Consider the following 13121-nt stretch of genomic DNA (forward strand, 5'->3'; position numbering starts at 1 on the left):
AATGAAAAGGAGGCTAGGAAATGTTACAGTTTTTAAAGAAAAAAGGTGTACTATTATCTGTACATGCATATTTTATTACAGCATTAAGTTATATGGCGTTAGGATTATTTTCTTCACTTATTATCGGACTTATTATTAATACAATTGGAGAACAACTTGATGTTGCATTAGGATCATCACTACTAACTACTTCCTTAATGGAAATTGGGTCATTTGCAATGGATAATAAAATTATTGGTGGAGCGATTGGCGTTGCTATTGCATATGGGCTAAAAGCACCACCTTTAGTTATGTTTTCAGCATTATTCAGTGGTGCCTTTGGATATGAATTGGCTGGGCCAGTGGGTAGCTACATAAGTGCTTTAATTGCGATAGAATTCGGTAAAATGATTTATAAAGAAACAAAAATTGATATTATCTTAACCCCTTTACTGACGATTACAGTCGGTTATATAGTTGGCCGCTTCGTCGGGCCCCCAATTGATTCATTTATGACAGCTATCGGGAATGTCATCAATTGGTCGACAGCTCAACAACCATTTATAATGGGAATCATTGTAGCTGTTTTAATGGGTTGGGCACTAACTGCCCCAATTTCAAGTGTGGCCATCTCATTAATGTTATCATTAGATGGCTTGGCTGCAGGTGCAGCAGCTGTGGGCTGTGCTGCACAAATGGTAGGATTCGCAGTATCTAGTTATCGAGATAATGGCATTGGTGGATTATTAGCGCAGGGAATTGGTACATCAATGCTACAAGTAGCCAATATTATCAAAAAACCAATCATTATTATTCCTCCAACTATAGCGGGAGCAATAATGGCTCCATTTGCTTCTGTATGGTTTGATATGATAAATAATGCTTCAGGTGCTGGCATGGGAACTGCTGGGTTTGTTGGTCAGATTATGACCTTTAACACAATGGGGTTCCATCTCGATGTATTATGGATGGTTCTAGGCGTGCATATTATTGGTCCAGCTATCATTAGTCTGGTATTGTCAGAATATATGCGTAAGCGTGGTTGGATTAAACTTGGTGATATGCGTATCAACTATGAGTAGAAAAAGGAGAAGTTTTAATGCAAACATTACAAAATGAACAAGAACTTACATCAATTTTAGGAAATGGAAAAACGGTTTTATTATTCTCGGCAGATTGGTGCCCTGACTGTCGATTAATTGAGCCGTTTATGCCTGAAATAGAACAAACATATGACAGTTTTCAATTTGTCTATGTTGATCGTGATCAATTTATTGATGTCTGTATCTCTTATGACATATTCGGTATTCCTAGCTTTTTGGCATTTGAGGATGGCAAGGAAACTGGTCGATTTGTAAGTAAAGATGCAAAAACAAAAGAAGAAGTAGAGACATTTCTTAACACCTTATAAAGTGCGTCAAGTATTACTTATCTTTCAGTAGAGTGGATTCTCTGCTGAAAGTCATGTTTTGTAACAACATTTATTCATGCTAAAATAGTTTTATATGAGATCCCTCTCCTAAGGAGGAAAAAATAGTGAAAATGACAAGCATACAACTAAAAAAAATATTAGACAGTAAATTAAATGAGGAACAATGGCGTACGTCATTTAATCGGGATAAAGATACATATCGTGTGGAATGGCAAGATTCACATCAAGGGATAACCATCACCTTACCAAATGTGGTCGCTAAATATGAGCAAAAAGGCGAAAAAGCAATTGAAGAACTCGTTTTTCACATTCGTGAAGCATTACAAGTGATGAATCAAACGCCAACCCTACAAGGAAAAGAAAATGCCGTATTCCCTGTCATCCGATCGACTTCATTTCCTACACAAACAAACGCAGAGTTGGCTTTAATTTACGCTGAACATACAGCTGAGACTCGGATTTATTATGCACTTGATTTAGGAAAAACGTATCAATTAATTGATCAAGGGATGCTTGAACAAGAAGGTTGGACAGAAGAACGGGTAAAGGAAGTCGCAAGTTTTAACCTGCGTTCATTGTCTACTAATTCAAAACATGATCAAGTAGCAGGTAATGACTTTTATTTTATCTCGACTAATGATGGTTATGATGCCAGTCGAGTATTAAATGAAGCTTTTTTAGAAGAGATGCGTCTAAATGCAAAAGGGGAATTAGCAGTAGCTGTTCCACATCAAGATGTATTAATACTAGTTGACGTGCAGAATGATACTGGTTATGATATTTTAGCACAAATGACAATGAAATTTTTTGCTGAGGGTCGCGTACCAATTACTTCGTTATCTTTCATTTATGAAGATAAAAAGTTAGAGCCGATTTTTATATTGGCGAAAAACAGACCAACTCCAAATAAAAATACAAAAAAGGATGAATAATATGCAGGTTTTTTATAACAAAAAAGGAATTGGCGATTGCCTAATCATTATGTTTAAACAAGGAAATCGATATCAAATCACACAAGAAAAATTCGGTAATATCGTGAAAATTACTGATAAACAATCCAATGAGGTACTCGGTTATAATATTTTTGAAGCTTCTAATTATTTTTTACTAGATACAAACAATATAGACGTTACGCCAGTATTAGTAGAGGAAATTGAAGAAGTTTTTCACAGAAACGGATTAAAGGATACATTAGAAGTCGATTTGTCACCTAAGTTTGTGGTTGGATATGTGATAGACAAACAGCCACATGAAAATGCTGATAAGTTAAGTGTTTGTCAAGTAGATATTGGGGATGAAACAGTACAGATAGTCTGTGGCGCACCAAATGTAGACAAAGGACAGCATGTTGTTGTTGCTAAGGTCGGTGCAATTATGCCAAGTGGTATGGAAATTAAAGATGCAAGTTTACGAGGTGTTCCATCTCACGGTATGATTTGTTCTCAGAAAGAATTAGGTTTACCAAATGCACCACAAGAAAAGGGTATCTATGTATTAGGAGAAGATGTGAAAGCTGGTCAACCATTCCCTGTATAACAAGTGGTACTTTAAATAGGAATGATTGCAGGATCAAGAGCAAAAGGGGATACGTCTCTTTTTGCTTTTTAATATTCTATGAACTTAAGTCCACTTCATCTTTACTATTTCATTCGTAAATGTAATTCCGATAAGTAATTGTGAAAGCGATTGAGCCCACACATGGGTACTAACCCAGTTTTTATTCCATTTCATACAATTATAGTCAGCATAAAATCTTATCTTTAGCGTTTGTCTTGATAAGAGTCTTTAAAACAGTCAAAAACCTGTTAAAATAGAATTAATAATTGAGTAGGGAAGAGTGAAGTAATATGCTAGAACGATGGAAAGATAAAATAAAGAAATGGTTAGACAATTCATCAGAAGAAGAATTCGAGCCAACGAACAATCAAAGTCAACCGGTAAAACAGCAAATAGAGACAAAAGTAGTTTATCAATATCCAACAAAGAAAAATTTTAACTTTCCGATTATACCAGATGAAACTAATGCGTCACCAAAGAGTCGAACGGCTAGAAGCGATCGACAAGAAACAGCAATCCAACAACCACCATATAATCAAAATATTAAATCGAAAAAGGATTTTGTAAACCGTAAACCATTTCGTCCATCTTCGGTTCCTTCGCCTGTACATGGATTTCGAGAAAGACCAAACGAGGCAACTAATTTAGAAACACCAGCCTTCTTGAGAAAGAAAGAAACGTATACAGAGGTAGTAGAAACGAAGGAATTAAATGATAAGCTAAATGATGCAGAGGATAATTTAGATCAAGAAACAGATCAGATAGCAGAAATGGCATATGGAAACGATATAGACAATGTAGAAACCACGGTGGAGATTGGAGCTGCACATACTGAGCAAATTCTTGATATTCAAGAAGAAGTAGTCAACCATAAAGAAATGCAACCAACACTTGGTGCGACATTATCTATAGCAAACGAAACTAGCACCTCACCAGATGAAAATAGCTTGGAAAATAAAAAAGAACAAAGAAAAACAAGTAAACAACCATTTAATGTTCGCATGCGTCCAAGTGATAAAAAAAGATATTTTGAACGAAAAAAACAAGAGAGTAACATACAAGTATCACCAAAGCGTCATAAACAACCTCCTTATCATTTACTTAATGATTCATTTTCTAAACAAACAGGCGATGATGAATGGGTTAGCCAGCAAGCAGTATTACTAGAAAATACGTTAAAACAATTTCATGTTAATGCAAAAGTCATTGCTACGATGCAAGGCCCAACCGTAACCAGATTTGAGATTCAACCAGAAGCAGGGGTTAAGGTAAGTAAAATAAAAAACTTAAGTGATGATATTAAATTAAATATGGCAGCGAAAGATATTAGAATGGAAGCACCAATCCCTGGTAAGAATGCGATCGGAATTGAGATTCCTAATAAACAATCAAAAGCTGTTGGATTACAAGAAATATTTGAATCAGAACAATTCCAAACACATCGCTCTTCTTTGAATACAGCACTTGGGTTAGACATTGCTGGTAACCCAATCGTTACGGATATTAAGAAAATGCCCCATGGATTAATCGCAGGAGCGACTGGTTCTGGTAAAAGTGTTTGTATTAATACCATACTTGTTAGCTTATTATATCATGCAGATCCAGAAGATGTTAAATTAATGCTTATTGATCCAAAGATGGTGGAACTTGCTCCATATAATGAAATTCCGCATTTGGTTGCGCCTGTTATTACAGATGTAAAAGCCGCGACACATGCATTAAAATGGGCGGTAGCAGAAATGGAAAATCGTTACGAACGATTTGTTAAAGAAGGAACAAGGGATATTGAACGCTACAATGAAAAATTGACGAAACAACAACGTACATCAGAAAAAATGCCGTACATTGTTATTGTAATTGATGAGTTAGCTGATCTGATGATGATGTCGCCACAAGATGTAGAAGACGCCATTTGTCGTATTGCGCAAAAGGCAAGAGCATGTGGTATACATTTATTATTAGCCACGCAGCGCCCTTCAGTAGATGTTATTACTGGATTAATTAAAGCTAACATCCCTACACGTATTGCTTTTAGTGTCTCATCTCAGGTAGATTCTCGTACTATCATTGATACCAATGGAGCAGAGCGGTTGCTCGGAAAAGGAGATATGTTATTTGTAGAAAATGGAGCGCGACAAGCCGTTCGTATTCAGGGTGCATTTGTAACGGATGATGAAATTGAACGTGTGACAAGTTATGTAAAAAAACTAGCTCCTGCAAATTACTTATTTGAACAAGAAGAATTATTACAACAAGTAGAAACAGAAGCGATCGAAGATGATTTGTATCCAGAGGTATTATCTTTTGTTATCGAACAACAAGGTGCTAGTGCTTCATTACTACAAAGACGTTTTAAAATTGGCTATAACCGAGCTGCAAGGTTAATTGACACTTTAGAGGATAATGGGATTATTTCGGCTCAAAAAGGTAGTAAACCAAGAGATGTGCTAGTTTCTTCTGCTAATTGGAATGAATAACGCCATAAAGTGATAAAAGCTTGTAGATAACGGTAGAATCTTATATGATAGACATTAGGCAAAGAAAAAGAACGTAATGAGGGGTAAATACAAATGAAAAAAGAAATAACAAAAAAATTAAATGGAGAAATAGATCGTTTAACGAATCAAACATTCAAATTTGACAAACGAATTGGAGAAGGCTGGTTTTCAGCTGTATATTTTCTGAAAACAAAAGAAATAGCTGAAAAGATCCGTCCAAACAATACTGTAACCATGCAGTTTTTTCAAAAAAGTGAAGCTGTATTATGTGGTTCAGATGAGGCTATTGCACTTATACATACGTTTGCAGACCACCCTGAAGAATTGGAAATTCATGCGCTAAAAGATGGTGATAAAATAAGCCCTTATGAAACCGTGCTTACCATAACCGGCCCCTATCAATCATTTGGTTATTTAGAAGGTATTATTGATGGGATTTTAGCACGTCGAACATCTGTAGCAACCAATGTATATAATGTGGTGAAAGCAGCCCGAACCTCTGGTAAACAAAAACCGGTAATTTTCATGGGTGATCGTGATGATCACTATACCCAACAAGCTGGGGACGGCTATGCAGCGTTCATCGGTGGTTCAACGGCTCAAGCAACTCATGCCATGAATGAATGGTGGGGAAAAACAGGTATGGGTACGATGCCGCATGCCATGATACAAATGTTTGAAGGTGATATTGTAGCTGCTTCTAAAGCGTATCATGAAGTTTACCCTAATGATGATTTAATGGTACTTGTTGATTATAATAATGATGTAATTACAGATGCACTAAAAGTTGCACGTGAGTTTGGGGATACGTTAAAAGGGGTTCGGTTAGATACTTCAGGTCACATGGTTGATAAATATTTTCTCCGTAACCAACATCTAATGGGAACTTTTGATCCGAGAGGTGTAAATCCAAAATTGATCTTTGCTTTGCGGGAAGCGTTGGATGCAGAAGGCTTTCAGCATGTGAAAATTATCGCTAGCGGTGGTTTTACTGAACAACGAATCCGAACATTTGAAAAACAAAACGTCCCTGTTGATATGTATGGTATTGGTAGAAGTTTGTTGCATATCCACATTGGATTCACTGGTGATAATGTACTACTTAATGGAAAGCCAGAATCAAAAGAAGGTCGAAAATACCGACCAAATTCAAGGTTGGAAAAAGTTGCTTTTGTAAATTAATATAAAGTAGTTGCAAAAAAGCGTGTGCTCAACATAACTTTGTGCTAAAATGGTTATTTGGGTAAAACAACACGAATTCATTAAAAGATTTAACGCTCTATTTTGGAGGTTCATATTTATGACAATTTACCATTTTATCGGTATAAAAGGAACAGGGATGAGTGCCTTGGCTCAGATCTTACATGACTCAGGCGAGAAGGTGCAAGGTTCTGATGTAGATAAAGTATTTTTCACCCAACGAAGTTTAGAAGAAAAACAGATTCCAATATTACCTTTTTCAAAAGATAATATTACTGAAGGATTAACTATAATTGCAGGAAATGCATTCTCTGATGATCATGCAGAAATCCAAGCTGCTAAAGAACTTGGTTTACCTTTTTATCGCTACCATGACTTTTTAGGGGAATGGTTAAAACAATATACAAGTATTGCGGTTACAGGGGCACATGGAAAAACTTCAACTACTGGGTTGTTAGCGCATGTTCTTTATCAAAACTATCCAATATCTTACCTTATTGGTGATGGTACCGGACATGGACAAATCGATAGTAAATATTTTGTCTTTGAAGCATGTGAATATCGAAGACATTTTTTAGCCTATCAACCTGATTATGCGATTATGACAAATATTGATTATGATCATCCAGATTACTTCACTAGTATTGATGATGTATTCGATGCTTTTCAGAGCATGGCTGAAAATGTTAAAAAAGGTATTATTGCTTGTGGGGATGATGAACATCTGCAACAAATTCAAGCAAAGGTACCCGTTCTTTATTATGGTTTTGCTGAAAGCAATGATTTTCAGGCTAAAAATATTAACGAGACATCAGAGGGTACAACATTTGATGTATTTGTAAGAAATAATTACTATGCAACCTTTACCATTCCGATGTATGGCAACCACAATATTTTAAATGCCTTATCGGTTATTACAATTTGCCATTATGAGAATATGACGGCTGATGAGATACAAAAAATCAGTACTTTTACTGGAGTGAAACGACGCTTTACGGAAAAACAATTGGGAAATCAAATACTTATTGATGATTATGCACATCATCCTAAAGAAATTGAAGCGACGTTAGACTCCGTTCGAAAAAAATATCCAAACAAAAAAGTGACAGCTATTTTTCAGCCACATACGTATACTAGAACGAAGACTTTTCTACAAGAATTTGCGGATAGTTTAAATACCGCAGATCATGTATTTTTATGTGATATTTTTGGTTCGGCAAGAGAAGGATCCGGTAAGCTTACGATACATGATCTACAAGCATTAATTGAAAACAGTCAGCTTTTAACGATTGGCAACATAGACGTGCTAGCGGCTTATACAGACAGTGTTTTCGTATTTATGGGAGCTGGAGATATTCAAAAGTTTCAAGAAGCTTATGAGAAAATAGCACAAGAATCAACAAGCGAAGCATAAATTTATAGCTAAAAAGAAATTAGATTATATTTTTCGAATGAAGAAGAGAGGGGATGGCCACTCTTCTTTTTTACAGTTATTTTTCAATTAATTAGGAATAAATTTGAGCCAAATGTAAATTTTATTAAGAGATGAAGTTTTATACCCAGTTTAACTGGGTATTTAGCATAATATAGGCATAGACTTTCATAATATCTAATACATATCAAAGGGGTTGAACTCGATAATGATTATCTTACTCTACATTGCTGCATTAATATTTGCTATTGCATTTGCTGTTCTAGTTATTTATTTAGCTAGAGTATTAAAAGAAACAAAAAGAACGATGTCTCATGTGGCTGACACATTAGAGGGATTAGAGAAACAAATGGAAGGTATAACAACAGAAACAACTGCATTATTAAATAAAACTAATCAATTAGCTGAAGATATTAATGATAAGTCTACGCGTTTAAACACAGTGGTTGATGGGGTGAAGGGTATTGGAGAAACAATTAAAAGTTTCAACCAATCAATTCGTAAAGTTTCCGATAGTGTCTCTTCTGTAGCTGAAAAAAATAAAGAAGAAACAGCGCAAGCGATTAAATGGGGAACAGTAGTAACAGAGTTATTTAAAAAAAGAAGATCTAGAAACAATAAGTAAGTAACAATAATTTTTTATTAGGAGGAATTGGAATGAGTAGAAGTGAGGAACAAAATCAAGTACAACAAGATAATATTAATAGCAAGGACTTTTTAATTGGTTCATTAATTGGTGGTATTGTAGGTGCATCTGTAGCATTGCTATTTGCCCCTAAATCTGGTAAAGAGCTTCGCGGTGACTTAAATGAAGGAGCTAGCGTGTTGAAAGATCGCGCTAATGAATGGAAAGACATCGCTTATGTAAAAGGGAATGAATGGAAAGACTATGCGAAAGAAACGTCCACACAAGTGCAGCAAAATGTGGCACAAAAATCTCAAGAGTTAAGTGATAAATTTAAAGAAACAACGCAAACGATTCAAAATAAAATGAATACAGCTCAAGAAGATGCCGTTGCTGTAAAAGAAACTGCTGATGAAGCAGCAAATGAAGTAGCGGAAGCAATCGAGGAAGCAGCAGATGATGTGAAAAAACAATCATAAAATGAAGAGGCTGGGACAAAAGTGAATGAAGATCCCTAATAAACGAACGATGGATAACCTATTTTATCCATCGTTCGTTTTAGTTAGAAAACATAACTAAGTAACTGGAAATATACGAGACTCTAGCGGGAACAGCGTATGTTTTCGATGGGACGAGTAATCGCAGTCCCACGAGCCGAAGATCCACTTTGTAAAGCGGTTAGAAGTTAGACGTTGTCACGTCCTGTGACAACGTCTAACTGACCCACGTCCTGTGTGCCCGAGGCCGTGCTCGCAGAAGGCGAGTGTATTTCCGGGTGCGATGGTTAAGCTCTCATCAATCATTCGTGTACTGTAGTTAAAAATTAGCTTTGTCCCAGCTTCTTTTTCTTTTGCTAGATTGGCTATCGTAATGTCTCCGCTAAACTTGTAATCTTATTATTTTATTGTAATTGCATCATTTGGTGCTAATACATCTAAAAATGTAGCTGGTTCTCCGTTCTTTTTAATTTCAACTCCCGGTTTTATTTCACTAAGATCAATTGACACAAAATTGAAGATATCTTGAAAAATAAAATGATCGTTTTCGATTGATTTTAACTCAATATGATCAAACTGTTGAATACTATCCTCTAAATTTAACTCTTTTCCATCACGAAATACTTTTTTATGTTGTTTTTGGATGGTAATAGGCTCTCCATTAAACGTAACACTAATAGAACGATAAATAGATTCTTTGAGTTGATCTAATAAATTTGAAACAGTGGGTGAGATATGTTCTGTTATTTCAATGCGATCGCCTGTTTTTAACCGAGTGGAGGCACTGGATTTTTCCCCGTTTATTATTATTGTTTGTGTAAAAGCAGGAATATGCTTTCTTTCAGCATTAATATATAACGTAAAATTATCTTTTTCTTTGTCCTTAAGGTTCAAATTAATGGAATCAAAGAAATCTTTGGCCGTTTTTATATAGGAAACATGGACTTTATCATTATCTTTCAGTAGATAATGTTTATCTACTTTACTGTTATTAACTATAAAAACAGGTTTTAATGGATAAGGATGATGATTAAAGTACACAGTGAACGTTTCCATATCTCCAACAAGTTCTTCAATTGCCACAGTAGGTTCTGTACCATCTTCCCCTTTTTCAACATGCAAGACATCACCATGTTTGATCGGTTCATTAATATGAATTAATTCCCCGTTTAACCATACTTTTGGTGGTTTTCCATAGGTACCTGGTAACGTAATTGGTTGTTCATTAAAACGAATCATATAAGCGATACCAGGACGACCGTATAATTTGTCTATATGAATGCCGGCTGCTAACAAACAATCTCCAACCGTTAATTGTTTCATATCAAATAGCCTTACTGCACGATTATTAACGGTGACACTGATATAATGAACAGGATTTTGTTTTGCAGCAATTGCGATTCCAATTGGTGTAATGAATGCTGGCCCTTCTGGCATATCTGTTGCAAATTTCAACGAAGGAATCGCATCCGTTCCTCTGATTGCAACACGATTATCAGGTAATTGTAATTTCTGTGAGATAATCTCAGTTAAAAATGGTGTCAAACTACCGCCACCTACTAACATTACTGCTTTAGGGGGTTTTGCATTCAGCATTATTATTTCTTCTGCAATCGCATCAGCAAGATGTTCAATTGCTGGTTTAATGGAATCAGCAAGCTCTTGCATGGTTATCGTTTGTTCAAAACCAAGTATGTCCGTTAATAGAGCTTGTCCGTTGGTAGTGATATCTTTTTTCACTCGTTCTGCTTCATTAAAATCTAATAAGTATTGGTCACTAATGGCTTCAGTAATTTCGTCGCCAGCTTTTGGAACCATACCATATGCAGTTATCGTACCTGCATCAGTTAAAGCAATATCACTTGTACCTGCTCCAATATCAACAAGTGCAACATTTAAGCGCCGCATAGATGCTGGAATTAAAACATTAATTGCTGCAATTGGCTCTAATGTCAAAGCTTCCATTTCTAAATTTGCTCGTTGTAGAGCTGCAATTAATGATTCTACTACCACTTTTGGTAAAAACGTAGCGATAATTTCTACTTCTGCTTGTTCCCCTTGTTGATCAATTAAGGAACCAATGCTATCTTGATCTAATTTATATTGAAGCACAGAATAACCAACACAATAGTAGTGTGTGGTTGAGTGTTCTTTTTCTTCCAACGCTAAATCATGTTGTGCTTGTTGTACGGCACTTAATTCGAAAAATAATAGATCCTCTTTTGAGAGTAAGGGGTGAGTTGCAATATTTTTGGTAATCGTGGTTCGTTTTGTTTTTAATGCTCTCCCCGCGGCCGCAACGCATACTTTTGTTAATGTAATGTGATGTTTTTGTTCAAGTTTTTCTTTTACTTGTTGAATTACTCTTGAAACAGATACCACATCGTGAATTTGTCCATCTAACATAGAACGTTCTTGGTGTTCTTGAACAACATAGTCAAGAACAGTATAGTGCGTTTCTGTTTGTTCCAAAAGAAGTCCAACAACAGAACGTGTACCGATATCTAGTGCAAATATTTGTTCCTTCATACACCTGTTCCTTTCTAAACAATAAGATTAATTAACGTAAGCTACTACAAAAAATAAAAGTGTAAGCGATAAAATATAAAGAATTTACGAAATATTTCAACATAATGATGACAATAGCAAAAATATTAGCTATAATAATCCCTAATTATTAAAATCTTATTCCATTATAACGTGAAATCTAAACAGGGGGTAGTAACTTTGAGTAATGAACAATTATCTCAACTTCGAAAAGAGTTAGATCAGGTGAATTTAGATATCTTAAAGTTGATTAATAAACGAGCGGAACTAGTACAAGAAACGGCGAGAGCGAAAGAAAAACAAGGAGCAAATCGGAATTACGATCCTGTACGTGAACGTAATATGCTTGATTTAATCAAAGAACATAATGACGGCCCATTTGAAAATGCCACGATTATTCATCTCTTCAAAGAAATTTTTAAAGCAGGATTAGAATTACAAGAAGATAATCATAGTAAAGCGCTACTGGTTTCTCGTAAGAAAAAACCTGAAAATACGGTTATTGAAATAAACGGAGAAAAATTTGGCGATGGAAATGAACACTTTATTTTTGGACCTTGTGCAGTGGAAAGTTACGAACAAGTTGCGCAAGTTGCAGCACAAGTAAAAGAAAAAGGCATGAAGTTACTGAGAGGGGGCGCTTTTAAACCACGTACTTCTCCATATGATTTCCAAGGTCTAGGATTTGAAGGCCTTAAAATTTTAAAACGCGTTGCCGATGAATATGATTTAGCAGTAGTTAGTGAAATCGTTAATCCAGCAGATATTGAAAAAGCATTAGAGTACATTGATGTGATTCAAATTGGCGCGCGTAATATGCAGAACTTTGAATTATTAAAAGCAGCCGGTCAAGTAAATAAACCTGTTCTGCTTAAACGAGGAATGTCAGCTACTATTTCTGATTTTATTAATGCAGCAGAATATATTAATTCAAAAGGGAATGGCGATATTATTCTCTGTGAACGTGGTATTCGGACGTATGAAAAAGCAACACGGAATACATTAGATATTACTGCGGTACCGATTTTAAAACAAGAAACCCATTTACCAGTGATGGTTGATGTTACACACTCAACTGGTCGAAGAGATTTACTTATTCCAGCTGCAAAAGCAGCATTAGCAATTGGTGCGGACGGGGTAATGGCAGAAGTCCACCCAGATCCAGCGGTTGCTTTATCAGATGCAGCACAACAAATGGATTTTGAATTATTCAACAAGTTCATGGAAGAAGTAAGAAAATAGTAAACATATTTTTGGTGAAATCTACTTACTTTACCAGTAAGTAGATTTTTTTTGCAACTATAGAGCAATTTTTATACTGTTTAATGAGTCAGTAATAATATTGTCTAACATA

The 13121-nt window shown here is 35.6% G+C and carries 11 protein-coding genes; 10 read left to right on the forward strand and 1 reads right to left on the reverse strand.

Annotation, left to right across the window (positions count from 1 at the left end; genetic code table 11):
- Nucleotides 1-20: 20 nt before the first annotated feature.
- The 9 genes from DES48_RS07710 to DES48_RS07750 all read left to right on the forward strand — a co-directional run bounded on the left by DES48_RS07710 (nt 21) and on the right by DES48_RS07750 (nt 9202).
- Complete coding sequence (locus DES48_RS07710; protein ID WP_079708223.1) at nt 21-1061, forward strand: PTS sugar transporter subunit IIC; 1041 nt, start codon at nt 21-23, stop codon at nt 1059-1061.
- 17 nt (nt 1062-1078) lie between these two features.
- Complete coding sequence (locus DES48_RS07715) at nt 1079-1390, forward strand: thioredoxin family protein (protein WP_113868230.1); 312 nt, start codon at nt 1079-1081, stop codon at nt 1388-1390.
- A gap of 125 nt (nt 1391-1515) precedes the next feature.
- Nucleotides 1516-2343, forward strand: a complete 828-nt coding sequence (locus tag DES48_RS07720; RefSeq protein WP_113868232.1) for a DUF1444 domain-containing protein — start codon at nt 1516-1518, stop codon at nt 2341-2343.
- A 1-nt stretch (nt 2344) separates the two neighbouring features.
- Entirely contained in the window at nt 2345-2947 is a 603-nt protein-coding gene (ytpR, locus tag DES48_RS07725; protein ID WP_079708226.1) for a YtpR family tRNA-binding protein, read from the forward strand.
- 311 nt (nt 2948-3258) lie between these two features.
- Complete coding sequence (locus tag DES48_RS07730) at nt 3259-5445, forward strand: DNA translocase FtsK (RefSeq protein WP_113868234.1); 2187 nt, start codon at nt 3259-3261, stop codon at nt 5443-5445.
- 93 nt (nt 5446-5538) lie between these two features.
- Nucleotides 5539-6648, forward strand: a complete 1110-nt coding sequence (locus tag DES48_RS07735) for a nicotinate phosphoribosyltransferase (RefSeq protein ID WP_079708228.1) — start codon at nt 5539-5541, stop codon at nt 6646-6648.
- Nucleotides 6649-6766: 118 nt separating this feature from the next.
- Entirely contained in the window at nt 6767-8080 is a 1314-nt protein-coding gene (murC, locus tag DES48_RS07740) for a UDP-N-acetylmuramate--L-alanine ligase (protein ID WP_113868236.1), read from the forward strand.
- 226 nt (nt 8081-8306) lie between these two features.
- Complete coding sequence (locus DES48_RS07745) at nt 8307-8723, forward strand: DUF948 domain-containing protein (protein WP_113868238.1); 417 nt, start codon at nt 8307-8309, stop codon at nt 8721-8723.
- Between the two features lie 32 nt (nt 8724-8755).
- Nucleotides 8756-9202, forward strand: coding sequence for a YtxH domain-containing protein (locus DES48_RS07750; RefSeq protein ID WP_079708231.1), 447 nt, complete (start codon nt 8756-8758; stop codon nt 9200-9202).
- A gap of 417 nt (nt 9203-9619) precedes the next feature.
- Here DES48_RS07750 and pilM read toward each other — a convergent pair whose 3' ends face one another.
- On the reverse strand, nt 9620-11749 hold the full coding sequence (pilM, locus tag DES48_RS07755) for a cell division protein FtsA (protein WP_113868240.1): 2130 nt from the start codon (nt 11747-11749) through the stop codon (nt 9620-9622).
- Between the two features lie 198 nt (nt 11750-11947).
- Here pilM and DES48_RS07760 point away from each other — a divergent pair, with 198 nt between their 5' ends.
- Nucleotides 11948-13009 (forward strand): bifunctional 3-deoxy-7-phosphoheptulonate synthase/chorismate mutase, encoded by a 1062-nt coding sequence (locus tag DES48_RS07760; RefSeq protein ID WP_113868242.1) that lies wholly within the window; start codon nt 11948-11950, stop codon nt 13007-13009.
- Nucleotides 13010-13121: the final 112 nt, after the last annotated feature.

The sequence above is a fragment of the Paraliobacillus ryukyuensis genome (assembly GCF_003315295.1).
GTDB classification, from domain to species: domain Bacteria; phylum Bacillota; class Bacilli; order Bacillales; family Amphibacillaceae; genus Paraliobacillus; species Paraliobacillus ryukyuensis.